Annotated in this window: 19 protein-coding genes; 5 read left to right on the forward strand and 14 right to left on the reverse strand. The window is 58.2% G+C overall.

Annotation, left to right across the window (positions count from 1 at the left end; genetic code table 11):
* Positions 1-117: 117 nt before the first annotated feature.
* From ACYVIT_RS22360 to ACYVIT_RS22390, 7 genes are all read right to left on the reverse strand, one after another.
* The gene (locus tag ACYVIT_RS22360; protein WP_415804670.1) at positions 118-1,359 is read right to left on the reverse strand and encodes an aspartate aminotransferase family protein; all 1,242 of its coding nucleotides are present in this window, start codon (positions 1,357-1,359) and stop codon (positions 118-120) included.
* Between the two features lie 22 nt (positions 1,360-1,381).
* The gene (locus ACYVIT_RS22365; protein WP_415804671.1) at positions 1,382-2,890 is read right to left on the reverse strand and encodes a M81 family metallopeptidase; all 1,509 of its coding nucleotides are present in this window, start codon (positions 2,888-2,890) and stop codon (positions 1,382-1,384) included.
* A 15-nt stretch (positions 2,891-2,905) separates the two neighbouring features.
* Positions 2,906-3,883 carry a Bug family tripartite tricarboxylate transporter substrate binding protein gene (locus ACYVIT_RS22370; RefSeq protein WP_415804672.1) on the reverse strand — a complete coding sequence of 326 codons (978 nt, stop codon included), beginning with the start codon at positions 3,881-3,883 and terminating at the stop codon, positions 2,906-2,908.
* 234 nt (positions 3,884-4,117) lie between these two features.
* Complete coding sequence (locus ACYVIT_RS22375) at positions 4,118-4,696, reverse strand: cupin domain-containing protein (protein WP_415804673.1); 579 nt, start codon at positions 4,694-4,696, stop codon at positions 4,118-4,120.
* A gap of 192 nt (positions 4,697-4,888) precedes the next feature.
* The gene (locus ACYVIT_RS22380) at positions 4,889-5,674 is read right to left on the reverse strand and encodes a fumarylacetoacetate hydrolase family protein (RefSeq protein ID WP_415804674.1); all 786 of its coding nucleotides are present in this window, start codon (positions 5,672-5,674) and stop codon (positions 4,889-4,891) included.
* A gap of 98 nt (positions 5,675-5,772) precedes the next feature.
* Positions 5,773-6,744: a helix-turn-helix transcriptional regulator gene (locus tag ACYVIT_RS22385; protein WP_415804675.1), complete on the reverse strand. Its 972-nt coding sequence runs from the start codon at positions 6,742-6,744 to the stop codon at positions 5,773-5,775.
* A 144-nt stretch (positions 6,745-6,888) separates the two neighbouring features.
* Positions 6,889-8,196 (reverse strand): MFS transporter, encoded by a 1,308-nt coding sequence (locus ACYVIT_RS22390; protein WP_415804676.1) that lies wholly within the window; start codon positions 8,194-8,196, stop codon positions 6,889-6,891.
* 298 nt (positions 8,197-8,494) lie between these two features.
* On the opposite strand from ACYVIT_RS22390, the gene ACYVIT_RS22395 reads away from it, so the two are divergent.
* From ACYVIT_RS22395 to ACYVIT_RS22410, 4 genes are all read left to right on the forward strand, one after another.
* Complete coding sequence (locus ACYVIT_RS22395) at positions 8,495-9,799, forward strand: MFS transporter (RefSeq protein ID WP_415804677.1); 1,305 nt, start codon at positions 8,495-8,497, stop codon at positions 9,797-9,799.
* A gap of 191 nt (positions 9,800-9,990) precedes the next feature.
* Entirely contained in the window at positions 9,991-10,224 is a 234-nt protein-coding gene (locus ACYVIT_RS22400) for a type II toxin-antitoxin system Phd/YefM family antitoxin (RefSeq protein WP_415804678.1), read from the forward strand.
* A gap of 3 nt (positions 10,225-10,227) precedes the next feature.
* Complete coding sequence (locus ACYVIT_RS22405) at positions 10,228-10,635, forward strand: PIN domain-containing protein (RefSeq protein WP_415804679.1); 408 nt, start codon at positions 10,228-10,230, stop codon at positions 10,633-10,635.
* A 22-nt stretch (positions 10,636-10,657) separates the two neighbouring features.
* Positions 10,658-11,626, forward strand: coding sequence for a LysR substrate-binding domain-containing protein (locus ACYVIT_RS22410; protein ID WP_415804680.1), 969 nt, complete (start codon positions 10,658-10,660; stop codon positions 11,624-11,626).
* A 77-nt stretch (positions 11,627-11,703) separates the two neighbouring features.
* Here ACYVIT_RS22410 and ACYVIT_RS22415 read toward each other — a convergent pair whose 3' ends face one another.
* From ACYVIT_RS22415 to glmS, 3 genes are all read right to left on the reverse strand, one after another.
* Complete coding sequence (locus tag ACYVIT_RS22415) at positions 11,704-12,681, reverse strand: alpha/beta hydrolase (protein WP_415804681.1); 978 nt, start codon at positions 12,679-12,681, stop codon at positions 11,704-11,706.
* A complete protein-coding gene (locus tag ACYVIT_RS22420) occupies positions 12,668-13,684 on the reverse strand; it encodes a Bug family tripartite tricarboxylate transporter substrate binding protein (RefSeq protein WP_415804682.1) in 1,017 nt (338 codons plus the stop codon). Before ACYVIT_RS22420 ends, ACYVIT_RS22415 begins: the two co-directional genes overlap by 14 nt.
* Positions 13,685-14,119: 435 nt before the next feature.
* Positions 14,120-15,952, reverse strand: coding sequence for a glutamine--fructose-6-phosphate transaminase (isomerizing) (glmS, locus tag ACYVIT_RS22425; protein WP_415804683.1), 1,833 nt, complete (start codon positions 15,950-15,952; stop codon positions 14,120-14,122).
* A 151-nt stretch (positions 15,953-16,103) separates the two neighbouring features.
* On the opposite strand from glmS, the gene ACYVIT_RS22430 reads away from it, so the two are divergent.
* Positions 16,104-16,595 carry an Lrp/AsnC family transcriptional regulator gene (locus ACYVIT_RS22430; RefSeq protein WP_415804684.1) on the forward strand — a complete coding sequence of 164 codons (492 nt, stop codon included), beginning with the start codon at positions 16,104-16,106 and terminating at the stop codon, positions 16,593-16,595.
* A 6-nt stretch (positions 16,596-16,601) separates the two neighbouring features.
* On the opposite strand, the gene ACYVIT_RS22435 is transcribed toward ACYVIT_RS22430, so the two are convergent.
* From ACYVIT_RS22435 to ACYVIT_RS22450, 4 genes are all read right to left on the reverse strand, one after another.
* On the reverse strand, positions 16,602-17,669 hold the full coding sequence (locus ACYVIT_RS22435) for a glycosyltransferase family 4 protein (RefSeq protein ID WP_415804685.1): 1,068 nt from the start codon (positions 17,667-17,669) through the stop codon (positions 16,602-16,604).
* Positions 17,670-17,739: 70 nt separating this feature from the next.
* A complete protein-coding gene (locus ACYVIT_RS22440; protein ID WP_415804686.1) occupies positions 17,740-19,143 on the reverse strand; it encodes an MFS transporter in 1,404 nt (467 codons plus the stop codon).
* Positions 19,140-20,513, reverse strand: coding sequence for a bifunctional UDP-N-acetylglucosamine diphosphorylase/glucosamine-1-phosphate N-acetyltransferase GlmU (gene glmU / locus ACYVIT_RS22445; RefSeq protein ID WP_415804687.1), 1,374 nt, complete (start codon positions 20,511-20,513; stop codon positions 19,140-19,142). The genes ACYVIT_RS22440 and glmU overlap by 4 nt, the downstream gene beginning before the upstream one ends.
* Positions 20,514-20,577: 64 nt before the next feature.
* Positions 20,578-21,327 (reverse strand): PhaM family polyhydroxyalkanoate granule multifunctional regulatory protein, encoded by a 750-nt coding sequence (locus ACYVIT_RS22450; protein ID WP_415804688.1) that lies wholly within the window; start codon positions 21,325-21,327, stop codon positions 20,578-20,580.
* Position 21,328: the final 1 nt, after the last annotated feature.

The raw sequence follows: 21,328 nt of genomic DNA on the forward strand, positions 1-21,328 counted from the left end.
GATCTGGCGGACAGACGGCCGCCGCAGACGAGGTTACTACAATTGGCTCGAGCGGCTGCGGTCGCGGGTCGGGGCTCTGGCGTATTTTGGCACCCAATTAACGGGAGCTTTGCCTCATTATTTTATCTGTTGGCTCAATTCCTCCGCGGCGTTCTCGAACGATTTCAGCATCTGCTCCACGACTGCATCGTCGTGTGAAAACGAGAGATACAGGCGGCCGTATGCCGACGGCATCATCAGCAGCCCATGCCTGCGTAATGCCAGATGAAGGCCGTTCGAAAAGGGACTGTCTGCCGTCGTGGATGCCAGCTGATAGTTTTCCGGGACTCGCGGCCCAGGCCAGATGCTGAAAACCGTTCCGAAGCCAGAGGTCCCAATGTCGATTCCTTTCTCCCGAAAAGAAGTCTCCAACGCTGTTCGCAGGCCTTCTCCACGACGATTGAGTTCGACGTAGTCTTTCTGTCCAAGCGCGGAAAGGGTGGCTATCAACGCTGCGCATGCAAGAGGATTTCCACTATACGTTCCACCTCTTGCCACTCTGCCCTCCTCAAAAGGAGCAAGAATATGCGGCTTACCCACGACGCCAGCCACTGGTACGCCGGTGCCAATCGCTTTTCCGACCGTCGCAATATCGGGATCCAGTCCCCAAAGATGGGAGGTCAGTCCCGCGTGCAAGCGAAATCCCATGAGCACCTCATCGCTGATCAACAGCGCTCCGTGTTTTCGCGCGACGTCTTGTACCTTTTGAAGGTATCCAGGCTTGGGCAGGATGCATCCCGCATTTGCCAACATCGGTTCGTACAGAATGGCGGCGATATCATGACGTTCACGAAAGAGCTGCTCGAGATCGGCTTCGTCGTTGAATCGCAGCACAGTGGTCCGGCCCGTCAGGGGGCGCTGTCCCGCCGTAAACACCGCCTCCTGCGTGCCGACATTTGCCAGCGTGATCTCGTCAAACCAGCCATCGAATCCCGCCGCCATCTTCGCGATGACAGGCTTGCCCGTATAGGCGCGAGCGGCGCGACAGGCCAGGTGTACCGCTTCGCTGCCCGAATTCGTGAACATCACCTTACTCAAGGCACCTGTGTAATTGGCGAGCATGGTCGCAGCGGGGTGCTCACGCGTATGCGCAAATGACGGGGCGGCGCCTGAATGCAGTGCCGCGGATACTGCCTCCACAACGGTTGAGGGAGAATGCCCAAGCAGAATCGCGCCAAAGCCCAGCGCGGTATCGACATAGCGTTTTCCGGCCTTGTCCCAGACGTATGGCCCTTCTGCGCGGGAGATGAATAGTTTCTCGCCGTCGAGATCAGGTAGGATGCGCGCGCTGCTGGATACGTCGCCGATCAGGTTTTTCATCAGTGAGGGAGCCGGGATTGAGTCAATGGGAAGGGCGCTGCGGAGGTGTCCAGGTCATGACCTCAGGTGCAAAAGAAATGGGGTCTACCGGATAAATAGGTCGCGCCAACGAGAATGGCAGCCGCTCCGGATGGAATCCGCTATAGCCCGGCGTCTCGATACACAGGCATGGGCCGAACACGTCGAAGGCAAGCTTGAAGTGATACCCGGATTTCGTCACGATGACGTCGGCCGAATCCAGATCTATTCCCACGTCCAGGTAGCAGCCGGGGTCCTGGGACATCACAGCCTCTCTCGTAATGAGCAGCTGATAACGGTCGCTTTCCAGCACGGCATAGGGCCCAAGCCGCATAGTGGCCCCTCGCATGAACTTGCCACGATTGCGGTAGGCCCCGTCTCCCAGTCTGGAGATTCGTCCGCGAGCGATCATCGGCGTGCAGTCGGGCGAAAGACGGCCTCCGACTGAGATCTCCACGTCTGCACCCTCGCCGTAGCCAACGCACGCCTCGTAGGCGACGGGATCAGTCACTACGGCAACCACCCGCTTTCTGGAATGAGCAAGCACGCTTTCCAAGAGGTACACGCTATCGCCTGGAGCGCCGGCCAGCACGCGATCGCCGAAATCGCCTAGCGTGAGCTTTTCAGTACTGCCCTCGTGGGCCCGAAGAACCTCTTCGAGCCCAGGCAAGGTGTGCTGAAACAGGTCTCTGGCGTCCCAGAGACCTTGGGCCAAATCCCGAGCTAGCGTACTAGCTTGATCGATACTGCCCGGCTGAGCATACACGAGCACACTCTGCCCTACCCCTTTACCGTCAATGAACGGATTTACATTGAACAGGGATGCGTCAATCAAGCCAACATTTTCCAGAATAGAATCTCTGGCCTGCCGATGAAGGATAGCCAATGGACCATGCGTGGTTTCATCGTTTCCTCTGGTCAGCATCGGCACATGTGCATAAGCGGCGCGTGGCGTTGATGTGCCATCGAGAATTTTCAGCAATTCTTTCGCGACGCGCTCGCCTGTATCCCCTGCATCACCGTGGGGATTAGTTTTATATGCTGAGCAAAACGTCAAGAGCCTCAACATCTGAGGAATGGCGTTCGCATGCAGATCGAAGCCTGCCACAATAGGCATGTCGTGCCCCACGACCTCGCGCAACGCGCTCAAGAGATCCAGCTCTGCACTATCCAGACTTTCTGTTTGCGTGCAACCGTGCAGACATAATGCGATCGCATCGAAGCCCTTGTTTTTTGCGCCGGCGAGAATGACTTCCTTGATATATCGATAGCTGTCTTCCTCCACGCGCCCACCCGGCCGCGCACGAGCCGCCAGCGTTGGAATCACTTCACAGTGGTTCGAGGCGAAGACGCGCAACATTCCACCCAATACGGAATCAGCATCGCGATTCGCGCTTAACATTTCTGCCCCATGCTCGAACTCAAAAGCAGACATCGGCGTCAACACGGGAGTAAAGCCGTGCGTCTCCTGGAAAAGCTGTGCGACGAGAATGCGGTAGGCGCGATGTTTCATGGGTCGATGAAATGATTAGTGAAGGACGATATTTGCGCGCTTGGCAGTTGCTCGTTGCTTCTCAATTTCCTCTTTTAATTGAGCAGCGAATGCTTCGGGCCGGTTTCCCACGGGAACTGCAGAGAATCCGCCAAGACGTGTCTTGACCTCTTGCGTGGCGAGCGCTTGTTTCGTGGCCTGATAGATCTGCTCTACGATCTCCGGCGGGGTTCCCGCAGGGGCGACCAAACCAAACCACGAGGCGTCATTCAACTCGGGAACGCCCGCCTCCTTGAAAGTCGGCACATTGGGGATAGAGGAGACTCGCTCAGGCGCGGCAACCGCCAACGCCTGCAGGTCGCCACTCAAGATGTATGGCAACGAGGACGGCAGGTTGTCGAAGACTGCTGTAATCTGCCCGCCCAATGCATCCTGCAGCGCAGGCGCTGATCCTTTATACGGGACGTGCAGCATGTCTGTTTTGGTCGTCAGTTTGAACAGTTCTCCCATCATGTTCGCCTCGGATCCAGAACCCGCAGAGCCATAGGTATACCGCCCGGGATGGGCTTGGACAGCCTTGATGAAGCTCGAGAGATCGTCCACCTTTAGTGACTTGCTTACCGTCAGCACATTGGGGACGGAGGCTAGGCGGGTAATAGGCGCCAAGTCGCGCTCAACGTTATAAGAGATATCGCTGTACACAACGGGGGTGACGGCGTGCGAGCTGACCGTTGCAATGCCCAGCGTGTATCCATCCGCGGGCGCCCGGATCACATACTCCGTGCCGATACGGCCGGCCGCGCCGCTACGGTTCTCCACCACTACGGGTTGACCCAGGATTTTCCCCAACGGATCCGCCACCGCGCGTGCCACCACATCGGTCGTTCCTCCTGGTGGAAACGGTACGATGAGTCGAATGGGCTTGGACGGGAAATCAGCCTGGGCCAATGATGCCGTCAATGGCGCAGCAAGCATCACGATTGCAATAGCCGCAGTAAACGGACGAATACTCATGCGCTTTCCCCAAGAAGGCGGTTGAGACAGACTGACTGCACGACACCGCCGAGTTATAGGTATTTTCCTGGCCAGACTCGCCATGGAGAATGAACTGTCAGGAATGTGCACTATAGAAAAGTGCCAAGGGGATGTCGCTGGGGAAACTACGGATCGTCAAGTATTTCGACCACACACATGCAATTTGACGGCGGGAATGGCCGACCATGTTGAGTGGTCATTCACCAAACATCGCTAGTATGTGGGCGGGGTCACCGCACTGACAATCTGGCTCTCGCCCTCGTCCACATTCCTGAATCGGTGGGGCCGCCTGCTGTCAAAATAGTATCCATCGCCAACGCGGAGGATTTGCACTTCTTCGCCAACGGTCAGCTCGATCGCTCCTCGAGTCACCACGCCAGCCTCTTGAGCCGAATGGGAAAAAGCATCGCCGGACTCTCCGCCAGGGGCGTAGGTTTCATGCAGCATCAGGAGATCACGATTGGGATGGTTGATCCCCAGCATTCGATACGAAACCCTTCCCACTTTTCCTATCTCGACAAAGTCTTCTGCTCGATAAAAGGGAGAATAGGCCGTCATGCTTTGAATTTCGGAGAAGAAGCCCACCAGCGTCGTTCCGAGCGCATCCAGAATGGCACTCAACGTGTCCACGGACGGACTGATCTTGTCTCGCTCTATCAACGAGATCGAAGAATGCGAAACGCCGGAGCGGCTGGCCAATTCGCGTACGCCCAGGTCACGCCGGCGACGAAGTTCGCGAAGCTTTACACCAATTTTTGACACGATTCGGCTCCATGGTGAATAGACGATCACCCGATGCCCTGGAGCCCGCCGGGATGCATTCAGCGGGCGCCTGGCAGCACAGGTTCACATGACGGTGTGCAACATACCTGGAAATTATATTCACCACACCAGTGCCATGGCTCTGTAAGCGGCTGTGAGGAATGCAGAGCCGCTATCGTATGCTTGCGCCGTATTCACCCTGACGCTGCGGCGCCCACTGATTCAGACGACCTTGAGCGAAATATCCGGCAGACCATCAATATGCGCGACCATGACATCGCCGCGCACGACCGGACCTACGTTTTCGGGTGTGCCCGAATAAATCAGGTCTCCGGCCTTCAATTCGACGGCTTCGGACAGCTTGCTGATCTGCTCGGCCACACTCCAGATCATTTGATTAAGATTGGCGCTCTGCTTGACTACGCCATTTACGGATAGCGTGATCGCCCCCTTTTCAAGTTGGCCGGTTTGTGCCACGCGATGGATGGGTCCGATGGGCGCTGATAGATCAAAGGACTTGCCGATCTCCCACGGTTTCCTCTGGTCCTTCATGTCGCTCTGCAAATCTCGCCGGGTCATATCCAAGCCAACGGCATAGCCATAGACATGCTGCAGCGCCTGCTCGACAGGAATGTTGCGGCCACCACTCTGCAGTGCCGCCACCAGTTCCACCTCGTAGTGATAGTTGCGCGTGAGGCTGGGGTATGGATGATCCACGGTCTGGCCGGGCGGCACGACCTGCACCGCGTCACTGGGCTTTTGAAAGAAGAACGGCGGTTCGCGCGTAGGATCCGATCCCATTTCACGTGCATGCGCCGCGTAGTTGCGGCCTATGCAGTAGATGCGATGAACGGGGAAGACTTCGTCGCTGCCAGCGATCGGAACGGAGGGTTGCGGTACGGTGAAGGGGGTACGCTGGGCAGACGTAGCGGCTACGCTGGCGCAACCTGCTGTCAATACACCGCCAATGGATGCGGTAGATATCATCAAGGCGTCTCGTCGATTCATGTAGCAGTCTCCTCAGGTGATAGTTATCGTCCCGAGTGTAGATTCATGTGCCGTTCAAAAACCGGACAATTCCGCGCAAGACTTGGACATAACCTCGACTAACCCAGTGCTTGCCTCTGTGCGTCTCGCCATGCGCGAGGACTCGTTCCATACCATTGGCGAAAGCGCCGCGCGAAATAGGCCTCGTCAGTGAAACCGCACCGCCGAGCAACCTCACTGATGCGTTGACTGGTTGTGAGTAAAAGCTCCTGTGCGAGTGCCAATCGCCGTTCGGTGAGCAAGTCGGTGAATGTCTTGCCAGTTTCCTTTTTAATAAGGTGAGCGAGATAGTTCGGCGACAGGCTCGCGGCCTGGGCAGCATCAGCTAGCGTGGGCTCTTGCGCGAGCTCGTCGCGCAGATAACGCAGAACGCGCGCTAACGCAGCACGGCGGCTGCTCTGTTGGGCATGTGTGTTGGCCAGAGCGCGCAGTTCGCTTTCCCACTGCTGGCATGTCAGTGCGAGCAATTGCAGCAGGCAGCCGCGGATGCGCGCGAGCGACGCCAGGCGGCGCGTGATGTTCTCGTGTTGCATGATCGCGATGAGCCCGAGCACCTCGTTGAAGGTGGCTTCGTCGAATGTGAAATCCAAATGTTCCTGAAACTGAAATGGAGCCAACTCAGGCGCGACAGTGAGTGGCACATCTTCCAGGTCCAACGGATCCACATCCAGATCTGGCCGCAAGAAGCGCTGGCTGAAGTTGATCACCAACCAGCGCGCACCGGGCGGATGCGGCACCACATGCATGCGATGCGGCAACACGAAGCTCAGCGTTCGCGCGATGAACGGCCGCGTGATGCTGCCCACGTGGTGCCGTGAATCTCCAGCGAGGTTTACCTGGATCTGGAAATACTCATGCTTGTGCGGCTGTGTGAGTGGCGCACGCAGGCTCTGGTCTCGAATATCGAAGTCAAGATGGTTTGACCGCTCCACCATCGCATAGGTGTGCACGGTGGTGTGGGTTCCGTGATTCGAAGCGGGCCGCCCCTGGCCTGGACGAGAATTGCTGGATTTGCGAGACAGGGCAATCATGGCAACTCGTTCGAGGTGGCAATGGCAGGATTGTAGTGGTTTCGGTTGCCAACTGCGTACTATCTCGCGGCGGGATTGCTGATGCCCCCACCCCGCACTGAAGCCGGCGGGGCTTGCGGTGCATCGAGTCAGACAACTCCTTTCTTAATGATTGTCGATATGCGTCTCGTGTGCCCGCTCTTTAATCATGAAAGCGGAAATCACACCGAGTACGACACCAAACATCACGTAATACGCAGGCGACATGGCTGAACCCGTCGCGCGAATCAGCCAAGTCACAATGAATTGCGCAAAGCCGCCGAAGACCATGACCGCAATGTTGTACGCCATGGACATACCGGCCGAACGGACGTTGGCAGGGAACAGTTCTGCCATGACCGTCGAGAAAACGCCAAAGAACGCTGAAACAAACAAACTGATGATTAGCTGAACGGTCAGCAGTTTCCCGATGCTGGGTTCTGCAACCAACCATGCATAAAGCGGATAGAGGATGACCAGATAGCCGAGCAACGACGTGATCAGTAGCGGACGCCGCCCTATGCGATCCGACAAAGCCCCCATGAACGGCATCAACACCACCATGAGGGCGGCGCCTGCCATCTGAACCAAGAACGTGTCATGCAGTGGAAGTTTCAGCGTGACCGTGGAAAAAGTGATGAGGTAGGTGAACGTGATGTAGATGGAAACCGTGCAAGTCACCACCAGTCCCATGCCTGTCAGCGTTTCGCGAGCATGGGTGCGAAGCATCTCCATCAAGCCCATTTCTTTGACGGTGCCGGCGGCTTTGGCAGCCACCAGACGCTTGAAGGTCTCCGGCTCGTCGACATGGCGGCGGATATAGATCGCGACAGGAACGATCAGAAGCCCAAAAGCAAACGGGATACGCCAGGCCCACGCCATGAGCTCTTCTTGGCTAAAAATATCAGTGATAAGCGTCCCGACCATAGCGCCAAGCAGCAGCGCAATCATCTGTCCGGTCATCTGCCAAGAGCCGTAGAAGCCGCGCTTGCCAGGCGGCGCCAATTCAATCAGCAAGGCCGTCGAGGTGCCGAACTCGCCGCCCGCTGCGAATCCTTGCAGCAAGCGGGCGATGACGATCAACAACGGGGCGAGAATCCCGACCGCAGCATAGGTTGGCGCCAATGTAATGACGGCAATGGCCACGGCCATCAATCCCGTCACGGTAACCATCGCCGCTTTTCTGCCCTTGCGGTCGCCATAGATGCCCAGCACGATGCCGCCGACAGGCCTCATGAAAAAGCCGACGCCAAATACCGCCGTCGTCAGCAGAATCTGGTTGATGCTGTCGTCGGGATTGGCTGGATTGCTGGGGAAAAACAGCTTTGCAACAATAGGTGTCATAAAGGCAAAGACCAGGAAGTCATACCATTCCAGGGCATTGCCGATCACTGCTGCAAGAATACTTCTTTTAGGGACTTTGTTTTCGCTCAAGAACTGCTCCACGCTATCGAAAGGCAGGCTGGATTATTACCTATACCGCACAATGGGATCTTTAAATTGCTGATGCAGACGTGTTTTAACAAGAAATGAATTGCCCCGGGTTCGAACAAGCCGGGGCAATTCAACCGCTGACGCAACGTCTCACGCCACTGAGGCAGCCTCTTGACAGTAAAAACCCGGAGCGATGCCTACGAGCCCCATATCTAGCCTCATTCCAATACAAGTTAACTTTCAAGTTCGATAGCAAAAAACAGAGCGATTAATAAAAATCCCTGTGAAAACATGTCGCGTGCATCGTTTTTTTCTGCTGCACTCGATATCGACCACACCAACAAGACAAGTAATGGATCACAGACATCGTCTATTTCGGCACTTTGCTTTTTCCAATGTTTGCGCGCAGTCGGCGGAGCAGGTCGGATTGGCAACGGCCCCCATGGTGGCTGTCTATCTGTTTTCTGCAACAGCTAGCGAAACAGCTTTTCTTCAAATGGTGCAGAGCGCACCTTTTTTATTACTTGCAATTCCCTCAGGGATCTTAGCTGATCGACTTCCTCGCCGTTCCATGTTGATGAATGCAGAGATGCTCCGGGCATCCTGCTTTGCGATCATCCTCGTACTGTTGATCAATGAGTCACTGGACATGATTTCTTTAGCAGTATTGAGTTTCATCGGCGCTGCGGGGACTGTCGCTTACAACGTTACCGTCCCCGGAACTACTCCCTTGCTCGTGTCCCGTCAAAATCTGGCTGTCGCCAATAGTCGCTTAGAGTTGGCCAGGAGTGTGGCGTTTACAGCCGGTCCGAGTATAGCGGGGCTAATCTACGCAGCTGTCGGCGGAGCTCCATCCTATGCGATTGCACTTATCTTATCGCTTAGCGCAATTGGTTGGATCATCAGGATCCCAATAGCAACACCTTCCTCTTCAAAGCGAAATCTATATTTGGAATTGAAAGAAGGTTTCACTTTCACTTTTGGGAACATCCACCTTCGACCGGTCCTATTCACCGCCGTCATGTTCAATACATCATGGTTCATACTGCAAGCATCGTTTGTGCCCTATGCTGCGTCCCACCTCAATATGGACGCGGCTGCCGTTGGAACGGCCATGGCCGTATATGGCATCGGTATGATATGCGGCGCATTAGTTACACCACGACTCGGCAGGATTCTGACATTTGGCAATCTCGTCGTTTTGGGGCCGGTGGGCGGAGTCATTGGGGCCGCATTGATGGCTACGTCTGTATGGCTGCCGACAGAGCTAACCATTTGGGCTAGCTTCTTCTTTTTCGGATTCGGTCCGGTTATTTGGGCGGCTACCACGGCGACACTGCGACAAGCAGTTACTTCACAAGCATTGATCGGCCGCGTGTCCGCCGTAATAACGACATTCACGTTTGGCGCACGCCCCATTGGTGCGCTGATCGCAGCCGGCATTGCAGCTTGGTATGGGCCCGCGGCATGTGTAATAGCTGCATTAGTAGGTTTCGCCATTCAGTTGGCAATTATTTTGCCTTCCACAGTCAGCAAACTGGCAGAAATCCCGGTGCAGAAGGTGCCTGATGGAGGGCCTATGCAATCCGTCCGATCATTCTAAGGTCCAGGGGCTCATACAAAACCATCGCTGTCGGACAATGCGCCTGAAGCAGCACGCGGAAGCCCCATTCATGCGAGACAGGCTAGTGAATCCCATGCCTCTCGGATGTATTTCGCTGATCGGGAAGTACCTTTGCGGCGACCCAAATCGCAGATATAATGACCATATGGTCATTATATCAGGAGACCACCATGAAAAGCATCACCGTCGTCGAAGCAAAGGCCAGATTCTCCACCTTTCTCGCTGAGGTCGAAGCTGGCGAAGAGATTGCTGTCACCAGGCACGGCAAGATCATTGCACGCCTCGTGCCACAGCCTCCACGCATGGCCATAGAGGCCTTCCGTCCCCTGTGGGACGACGCATCGGAGGACCTCCAGGCTCCGGCAGACCTCCCGACCGATGATGTTATCTCGCTCGACGACTGAAGCATGGCCAAATTCTATCTGCTGGATACCAATATCCTTATTGCCGCATTGAAGCGGAACCCACTTGTCATCGAACAGTTGCAACGGATTCCCGAAGACAGCTTGCGGCTCTCCACCGTCGTACTGGGTGAACTTTATTTTGAGGCGGAGAAAAGCCAATTCGTCGAACGCAATCGCGCCAAGATGGACTCTTTAGTCCATCGTTTTATCCAAGTAGGGGTGGATCAGATCACGGCGGATTGTTACGGCAGAATCCGCGCTGCCTTGGAGAAACAAGGCACACCCATCGGGGCCAATGACCTCTGGATCGCCGCCCAAGCTCTCAGCATTGATGCAACGCTAGTCACTGACAACCAGCGTGAGTTTGATCGCGTTACCGGCCTCACGCTGGAAAATTGGCTGCATAGTTGACGTCTGCTCTCATGCCTAGCCTATGTACCCTGCAAACCGTCACCGTCCGTCTTTCTCTCTGACCACTCTACACGTGTTCGTGGCGGTTGCGCGCCTGGGCAGCTTCACACGCGCGGCAGAGTCAGTTCATCTCACACAAAGCGCGGTGAGCAAACACATCGGTCTGCTGGAGTCACAACTGGGCGTGCCACTGTTGACCCGCTCGGGCGGCGTAACCCTTACCGAAGCAGGCCAACAGTTCCTGGAAGCCATCGAACCCCCGCTGGATCAGATCACCCGCGCAGCGCAGCGCATCGCCCAACCGCATACTGAGCAGACCGTCATCAGCTTGCTGGCACCGCCCGCCGTGCTGCAATATTGGCTGATAGCATTACTACCGCGCTTTGAACTCGAGCACCCCGATATAGACCTGCGGCTCACGCCGCGTCTATTGAGCGCTCGGTCGCCCCGCTTGGACCTGGATGCGGAGATCCGTTTTGGCGCTGGCATCGGTCAGGGCGTTTGGGCGCGCTATCTGTTCGGCCGCGAGATGTGCGTGGTCGCCAGCCCCGCGCTGCTGGAGCGACAGGCACTGCGCACGCCCGCCGATCTCGCGCATATGCGCCGCTTTAGTCACACGCTCTACCCCTCCGCATGGTCGGAATGGGCTTTAGCGATGAACGCCGGTTTCACGCCCACCCAAGATGGTCAGTTCTACGACCACTATTCGGTAATGATCGAAGCCATTCAGGCGCAACTGGGTATCGGCATCGTGCCCAGGCTGCTGGTGCGTAAGGTGCTGGCCAACGGCGAACTGGTTGCACCTTTCGATGAAGTGATGTTGGGCAGCAGCGGTTACTACTTGGTACTGCGAGATGGCTCCGGCGGCGCAGCCGGCGCGCTGCGCCAAGTGGGAGATTGGCTTAAGGCGCGCGCTGACGAGTTAGCCAGCGAATGGCTAAAAAACGTGACGACGAGGGTGCACTACAGCGCCAGCAACGCAAGGCGGTGAGCACAGTATCCCGACCTCGTTCTCGGGATACTGTGCGACTCGAAAATGTGCTTAGTGTACCGATCTGAGCAGTATGGCTAGACCAGCGCTAGCAATTCGACGCACGCTTGCCTCACGTGCGCGCGAGCCTGGGCGCTAGCTGTGAGCATACGCGCAAAACCATGTGGCATAGCCGCCGCGCGCAGCAGAACCACTTTGAGCCCACCTTCGGCAAGCCGGTGCGCATAGGCTTCGCCTTCATCGCGCAGAATATCGCAGGCAGCGGTCATGATGACAGCCGGAGGCAGAGATGCCGGCCGCGTCCAGAGATCGAGATGCAAGCGCGGATCGTCCGCATGTTTGTGCGGATCACCGATGTAGGCATCCCAGAAGTGGCGCATTGTGGCGGCCGACAATCCGGGGCCGCGGTCGAACTCGCGCAGACTAGGCGTATCCGCATGCCTGTGCACAGGCGGATAGAACAGCAGCAAACGATCAATGGCAGGACCGCCCTGATAGCTGGCTTGCATGGCGCAGCCCAGAGCCAGGTGCGCGCCGGCGCTATCACCGCCAAGCGCCAGCGGCGCCTGCGGGTCGGCGCCGAACAATCCACCATGTTTTGACAGCCAGCGCACCGCCTCCCAGCCATCGTCCAACGGCGCCGGAAAGGGATTCTCCGGCGCGCGACGGTAATGCACGCTCGCCACGACGTAACCCATTTCCAGGGCCAGTTGTGCACACAGCGCATCGTGGGTCGCCACACTGCCCACCATCCAGCCGCCACCATGAAAATACACCATCAGCCGACGACGAGTGGCCTGCGCACCTGGCGGTAGATACAGCCGCACGGGAATCTCACGGCCCGCCGCACCAATATAGGTGTCGCGACGGGCAACGCCCGTATCCGGCTGCGACGGTAAGGCCAGCGCAATTAGCTCACTCACGTGCCGGCGACGCTGCGTATCATCCAGACCGCTATCGATCAGACTTGCGTCCAGGTTGCTTACTTTTTGCAGAAAGGCATGCAGTTCGGCATCAAGGCCACCCGCAGAAACGCACATGCTATTGGTTGTCACGAATATTCCTACTTTCCACGATGGTGGCCCATTTCTTGGTTTCGTCAGCCACAAAACTGCCAAACTGAGATCCGAGAGGGCCACCGACTGTGACCCCCTCGCTGGAAAAACGCTTGCGCAAAGATTCATCCTGCAGCGCCCGCCCTAACACGGCCGCCATCTGCTGAGTAGTTGCCGGCTCGATGCCTGCCGGTGCAAACATGCCAAACCAGTTAATCACTTCAAAGCCCTCTACACCACTTTCCATCACTGTCGGCACGTCCGGCAACGCCGAGTTGCGCTGCGCACCGGTCACGGCTAAGGGCTTGTACTTACCCGAACGCACCAACGGTAAGGCCGAACTGGGGTTCTCGAAGATACCCGACACTAGCCCGCTGACCACATCGGCAGTATGCGCCGAACCACCCTTGTAGGGCACATGCGTAATGGGCACGCCAGTCGACGACGCCAACAGCTCCATGGACATATGACTGAGCGTGCCACGTCCACCGGAGGCCAGCGTAATAACCTCGCCCTTCTTGGCGGCCTGCACCAGATCGCCAACGTTCTGATAGGGCTTGTCGGCGGCCGTCACCAGCAGCAAAGGATTGGACACGACCAGGCCGACAGGTACAAAGTCGCGGACCGTGTCATACGGCAGATTGTCGAACAAGGCATTGTTGACGGCAAAGCCGCCACCGGCCAGCAACAGGACGTACGCATCCCCTTTGGCACGGGCAACATATTCCGTACCAATGCGCGTATCAGCGCCAGGCTTGTTCTCGACGACGAAAGGCTGGCCGGTCTGCTCGGCCATCTTTTGCGCGGCCGAGCGCGCAGCGATATCGGCAATGCCGCCGGGTGCGTAGGGAACCACAAGGCGTACGGGCTTGGACGGCCATTCTGATAGCGCGGCCGCCGCGACAGGCGAAAGGCCGAAACACGCCAAACTCAGAAATACGGCTGCCAGGCTCGCCCATGGACGTTGCGTACGAGTGGCCTGGCTGGTGGGATACAGCTTCATGGTGTTCTCCTCCGATACCTGATTTTGCTTTTTTGATGAGCCTTCACTATGTCATGAAGATCGGTAGACGGAGATGAAAAGTGCACATGCTCATTCCGAATTGGAATGCCCATATATGCGAATAATATGAAGCGGGATGCCGCCTTGAAGGATCTGGCTTCGGCTCGCACAGAGGTTGAGTTGAGTGTCGCCGCTGGCAGCGTTAAGAAACACACCGCCGGCAGCGAGCGTGTCGCCGTCACACGTGCGGGCGCACTTGAGCGAGCCCACCGGACCGGGGAGCGAAGAGAACCGGTGGCCGCACTACTCGCAACCGGCGAAACCGGAAAGAAAGCGTTTTTCGATGCACTACGTACAGCCCACTGACAACAGCGGCGAGTCGCTTCCGTTCCGATAAACTGCAACTGAGGTCGATATCGCTCACGCAGCAGCTCGTCACTCCACCGTCACACTCTTGGCCAAGTTGCGCGGTTTATCCACATCTGTCCCACGCGCGCATGCCGTGTGATACGACAGCAACTGCAGCGGGATCGTATGCAGGATCGGCGACAACACGCCATAGTGTTCCGGTATACGGATCACGTGCATGCCTTCGGCGTTGGCAATACGGCTGTCGGCATCGGCGAACACATACAGCTCACCGCCGCGTGCGCGGACTTCTTGCATGTTGGATTTCAGTTTTTCCAGCAAGGCATCGCGCGGGGCAATGGTCACGACGGGCATGTGTTCGGTGACCAATGCCAGCGGGCCGTGCTTGAGTTCGCCAGCAGGATAAGCCTCGGCGTGGATGTAGCTGATTTCTTTCAGCTTCAGCGCGCCTTCCAAAGCGATCGGATAATGCATCCCGCGCCCGAGGAACAAGGCGTTTTCCTTGGTCGCAAAGCGATCGGCCCAGGCCATGATCTGCGGCTCGAGCGCCAGTACTGAACCGATTGCGACAGGCAAGTGGCGCAATGCCTTCAGATGCTCGGCTTCTTGCTCGGCATTCAGGGTGCCGCGCACCTGGGCCAGGGCCAGCGTGAGCAGGAACAAGGCGGTCAATTGTGTAGTGAACGCCTTGGTCGATGCGACGCCGATCTCGACACCGGCACGCGTGATGTACGACAGCTTGCATTCACGCACCATGGCACTGGTAGCCACGTTGCAAATGGTCAGCGTGTGCTCCATGCCCAGCGACCGGGCGTGTTTCAACGCGGCCAGCGTGTCGGCGGTCTCGCCGGATTGCGAGATGGTGACGACCAGCGAACGCGGGTTGGGCACGCTGTCGCGATAGCGATACTCGCTGGCGATCTCGACGGCGACGGGAATCTTTGCGACGGATTCGATCCAGTATTTGGCGGTCAAGCCGGCGTAGTAGCTGGTGCCGCACGCCAGGATGAGCAGCGAATCGATGTCTTTGAAAACCTTGTACGCCTCGTCGCCGAATAGCTCAGGCGTGATGGTCTCGATGTCTTGCAAGGTATCGCCCACCGCGCGCGGCTGTTCGAAGATCTCTTTTTGCATGTAGTGGCGATAGGGACCGAGCTCGGCAGCGCCAGTGTGTACCTGCACGGTATGAACTTTGCGTTCTACGGGCTTGCCTTCGGTGTCGGTGATCCAGACGCGCGACAGTTGCAGGTCGACGACGTCGCCGTCTTCCAGATAGATGATCTGATCGGTAGTGCCGGCCAGCGCCAAGGCATCAGAGGCGAGGAAATTTTCGTTCTGGCCTACGCCAACGACCAAGGGCGAACCCTGGCGTGCGCCGACCACGCGGTGCGGTTCGTCACGGCAGAACACGGCGATCGCATAGGCGCCCTGAAGGCGGCGGACAGCCTGCTGCACGCTGTCGAACAGATCGCCGTTGTACAGGTGATTGACCAGGTGAGCGATGACCTCGGTGTCGGTCTGGCTTTCGAAAACATAGCCAGCGGCCTGCAGCTCGGCGCGCAGTTCATCGTGGTTTTCGATGATGCCGTTGTGTACGAGTGCGATGCGCGGCTCATCGTTGCCGAGATGGGAAAAGTGCGGGTGAGCGTTATGCGTGGCGGGCACGCCATGGGTGGCCCAGCGGGTGTGTGCGATGCCGGTGAAGCCGGACAGTTTGTCCTGGGCGATCTGGTCGCCCAGCTCAGCAACGCGCTGCGTGCTGCGCGTACGGCGCAGATGTCCGTCCATGTACAGCGCGACGCCGCAGGAATCGTAGCCACGGTATTCGAGCCGCTTCAGGCCCTCGACCAGGATGGGGGTAATGTCGCGTTGAGCGACGGCGCCAACGATGCCGCACATAAGGTGGATCTCCAATAATTTGGGTATGGGGCAGATTGTGCGCCGGATGGAGTGAAATTTGATTTCCTTATTTGATTACCTATGAAATCTTATTTTCTTACTTAAACGTGATTAAATATATTTTCGTTTAATCCATATTTATGAAATAAAAATGCAAGACAATGACCCCCTCCCGCTGGAATTGGATGATTTGGATCGTCGCATCCTGAATCAGCTGCAGCAGGACAGCGCGCTGACGAACCAGGAGTTGGCGGCGCGGGTGCATGCATCGCCACCGACCTGCCTGCGCCGGGTGCGGCGATTGGTGGAATCGGGAGTGATCGCACGGCAGGTGGCCATCCTGGCGCCGGAAAAGCTGGGCAGCAGTTTGACGGCGATTGTGGAGATCACGCTGGATGTGCAGGCGGCAGAAAGTCTGAATGCGTTTGAACGCAGCCTGATGGATGAACCGGCCGTACAGCAATGCTATCGGGTATCGACAGGTCCGGATTTTGTCGTGATCGTGCAAGTGCGGGATATGCCCGCCTATCATGCGCTAGTGCATCGGGCGTTCACGGCACAAGCGAATGTGCGTAACGTGCGCACGTTTTTTTCAGTGCATCGGGCAAAATTCGAAACACGAGTCGAAGTGCCCGATGCATAGCATCGATCAGACTCGGCGTGAGGCCAGCAGTTTGTTGAACTGCGCGAGGTAGCGCCGTCCCATCTCGGTGACGTCATGCTCGGTGCGCACATAATCGTAGGCGCGTTGGGTGCAGTCGGCGCGAAAGGCCGCATCATCCAGACAACGGGCCATGCCTTGCGCCATGCCTTGCATGTCTCCCACCGCGCACAACACGCCACGGCCATCTGCGAGGCTTTCTTTCAGGCCACCGGCGTCGGTTGAGACCACAGGCACACGCTGCAGAAAGGCGTCGAGCACGCTGCTGCCCAGCGCCTCTTCGAGGGAGCTCATGACAAACACGTCAAAGATGCTGTAGTAGTCTTCGATGCCTTTACGAAAGCCGGCAAAGAGATAGATATCTTGTAATCCGAGTGCCTCAACCTCTGCCCGGGCCTGCACCTCGCGATCACCTCCCGCGCCAAAGTGCACAAAAACAAAGTCGCTACGCGTGCGGGCCAACTCGCCGACCGCACGGATCAGCGTGATGGGATCTTTGTCATGAATGAGCGCGGCTGAGGTCGCCAAGACCTTTTTGCCCTGCAGGCCCAGCTCGGCAACCAAGCGCCCGACGTTGCCGGTATCGATGGTGTGCGGCTCGACCGCGCTGCGGATGATGACGGGATGCAAACCGAGACGGCGCGGCTCGGCAGCGGCCATTTCGCTGATGGCGACAAAACAGTCGACACGCCGCCACTTGGCGCCGGTTTTCCATTCTTCGTTGGGTTTGACCTCGAACGAGGTGCGGCGGGAAAACACAACGGGACAACGATGCAAGGCCTTGGTCAGCACCGCCCAGGTCACGGTGTTGGCCGTTTGCGCATGGATGATGTCGTAGCGGTGGCCGGCGCGTGCCAAATAGGCGAGTTGCGCAAATACGTTGTGTACGCCATGGGCGACGAAGCCGTCTTCGGCAGCACGTGCCTGCAGCGGCGCGCCCGCACGGCACAGCACCTCTACGTCGTGGCCCGCGGCGCGAAAGGCGCGCATGCAATAGAGCGTTTGACGTTCGCCGCCGCGCCAGCCTTTTTCAAAATTGAGTTGCAGGATTTTCATGCGCAACGTCTAAGGAAGCCTATATCGGCGCATTATAGGAGCACGACATGCGAGGGATGCTTTCGGGATTTCAATCTGTCCGAAGCTTGTTGGCTCGCACTGTGTTGACGCCTATCGCCAACGCCGCGCATACCGTTGCCAATATCAAGGCGACAGAAGGTCCGTGAGCACCACCCATACCAAAGGCGATAGCGACCAATGCCGTACCGAAACTCTGACCAAATACGCGTGTCGTCGCCTGCATACCGCCCGCAGCGCCGCTGCGTTGCCGCGGTGCCGAGGACAACATGGCCCGGTTATTGGGGGTCTGAAAAAAACCGAACCCCATGCCAGTAATGAACATCGCGACCATGATCCAGGTATTGCTCGCGCTGAGCGGCAAGAATGCCAGGGTGGCCAGTCCCAACATCATGGCCGCGGCCCCCGCGCCACTGAGCATCGCAGCGGAATAACGATCGGACATGCGGCCTGCCAAGGGCGCCACGATGGCGGTACCGACTGGCCACGCCCCCATCAACATGCCGACCTCTAAATAGGGTCGGCCCAGGACCTGTTGAAAATAAAACGGCAATGACACAAACGAGGCCATCTGGGCCGCAAAAGTACATGCCGACGCCGCTACCGCATAGGCAACGGATCGAATCCGCAACAGATCGATGGGCACCAAGGGCGCAGGTTGATGACTCACACGACGCACCAATATGCAGCCCGCCACAACCGCTACCGCGATGAGCAACACACCGCGCCAGGCGTTCTGGCCCAGCGTGTCCACACCGGAAATAAAGACGCCGAGCGTCAACATGCATAGCAAGGCACTGCGCCAATCGAGACGAATGTTGCTGCGAGGTACCTCGGGTAGATGCCGCAGGCCAAACATGACGCCGATGCAGATGGGAAGATTAATGGCAAAGATCCAGCGCCAGTGTGCGAGCTCGAGGATGACCGAGCCTATCGTGGGCCCCAGCACGGACATGACTGCCACAGCGGTCGCATTGATGCTGATACCGCGACCGAGCATGTGCAGCGGATAGATATTGCGCACCAACCCGCCGAACATGCACATCAGCGAAGCTGCGCCGATGCCCTGCACCACACGCGCAGCGGTTAATTGCCACAGCGACGTCGAGATCGCACCGCATAACGATGCGACGGTGAACAAGGCCAACCCGATCGAAAACATGCGCCGAAAGCCGATGCGCTCGGATAAGGCGGACAACGGCAGCAACAGCATCACCACTGCCAAGTTGTAGGCGTTGACCACCCACACCGCCTGCGAGGGCTGCGCCTGCAGGTCGACGGAAATGGTGGGCAGCGCCACATTGGCGATGGAGGTATCCAACACCGACAGGCTGATGCCCGTCAGGACCGTAGCGGCTGCCCAATATCGCCGCGGTGTCGGCAAGCCATCAGGCAACGCAGGACGAGGGCGAGGCTCTTCGCGAGGTTCCGGTTCCTCCGGTGCTGCGGCGCTCACGACTTTTTCTGGGGGCGCTGCCAGCCCTCGATCGTGCTCGGGCGCGCCCGTGGCGAGATGGTCAGTTTCCCTGCGGGTGCGTCGGTGGTCAACGTGGTGCCAGCGCCTAATGTGGCGCCACGGCCCACGCGCACCGGAGCAACCAGTTGGCTATCCGAACCGATAAAAGCATCGTCCTCGATGGTCGTGCGGAACTTGTTGGCACCGTCGTAGTTGCAGGTGATGACCCCTGCGCCAACGTTGACGCGAGCGCCGATATCGGCGTCACCGATATACGCCAAATGGTTGGCTTTGCTGTCCACGTCCAGCACGCTGTTTTTGATTTCGACAAAGTTGCCTACATGAGTGCGATCGCCCAACTGTGCGCCGGGACGCAGCCGGGCATAGGGGCCGATACGCGCGTCGCTGCCGACAACGGCTTGCTGAATATGGCTGAATGCCTCGATCTGCGTGCCGGCGCCCACAGAAACGTCACGCAATACGCAATGCGGGCCGACGCGCACGCCATCGGCCAATTCGACTTTGCCCTCGAATACGCAGCCCACATCGATGACCACGTCGCGTCCGCAGGTCAGCGAACCGCGCACGTCGAAACGTGCAGGGTCAGCGAGCGTCACACCCGCCTCGAGCAGACGACGGGCTTGTTCTTGCTGGTAACGGCGCTCCAGCTCGGCTTGCTGCACGCGACTGTTTACACCCAGCGTTTCCCAACCTGCAGCGGGCTGGGCAGCGCCCACCGGCACACCATCGGCGACAGCCAGGCCGACCACGTCGGTCAGGTAGTACTCGCCCTGAGCGTTGTTGTTGTCGATACGGCTGAGCCAGTCCTTGAGCTTGGCCGTGGGAGCTACCAGAATGCCGGTATTGACCTCGCGAATGGCGCGTTCAGCCTCGCTGGCGTCCTTGTGTTCGACGATGCGCGTGACCTGGCCCTGGTCGTTGCGCACGATACGGCCATAACCCGTCGCATCGTCCAGAATCTCGGTCAAGACGGCAGCACCCTCGCCGCGCGCGTCAAGCAAGCGGCGCAGTGTGTCGGGCTGCACCAACGGCACATCGCCGTATAGCACCAGCGTCACATCGTCTTTACCGTCTTCCTGCAGGAACGGAACTGCCTGCTGAACGGCATGGCCTGTGCCCTGTTGCGGCTGTTGCAAGGCAAAGCTGAGGTCTGCGCGGCCGTCGAATGCCCCACGGACACGGTCGGCGCCATGACCGACCACGATCGTAATGCGGCCGGGATTCAGTTGGCTGGCGCTATCGAGCACATGCTCGAGCATCGGTTTGCCCGCGAGGGGGTGCAAGACTTTGGGCAGATCGGACTGCATGCGTTTACCCAGTCCGGCGGCAAGAATAACGACATTTAGCATAGGAATTCAGGAAACAGCTTTAGGGCGACAAGCAACAGGCTCGCCGCGCGATTGAATGGAAAGGTTATGACTTCGGTGCGGCGGGCGCACGTTTGGCCGCGGCTTTGCGCGGCGCACGCTTGCGAGGAGCCGCAGGCGCAGCGGCTGGTGCAGAGTTCGCTTGCGCAGGAGGAGCCCCGGTCGCCGCTTCAGCTGCCGCTTGCATGGCGGCGGGATCGGGCATGCTGGAGGCCGTGGCTGTCGCGATCTGGTTGAATTGCTGCTGCAGCAGATTCCACCATGCTTGCGAGGCCTGATTCATCTGATCGGCCATGCTGGCAGTATCGGCACCAACGGATGGCGCCGGTCCCTCATCGCCAGAGGAAGCCGGTGCCTCGGCAGTTGACGGGCGGGGTTCGGAACGGGAGGACGCCCCCGTCGATGCCGGCGCAGGCTTAGCCGCACCCTGAGCAGGTTTCAGTCCCAGCACGATCTCCAGGGGAGATGGACCATTCCCGGTCGCGCCAGCCACAAAGGAGCGCAACGTTGTGATGGTGGAACGCTGAACCTCCATGCCTTGGATGGCGCTGCTCAACATTGACAGGTTCATGCGCAGCCAGCTTTCGACGGTACGCAGTTCGGCAATGCGGCGCTCGAGCTCCTCGAGATTCATCGGAGGGGCAATAGGCAACGATTGTGCCAAGCCCCCCGGGCCCGCCAGTCCCGCCCATGCCTTGCGCATCATCTCCATGCTGGCCAGCAACGGGTTACCCGAAAGGTCGTTGTCCTGCCCTAAACCAGGCAAAACAAAGGGATTGGTATTGGACTTGGACATG

The organism is Bordetella muralis (genome assembly GCF_054781015.1).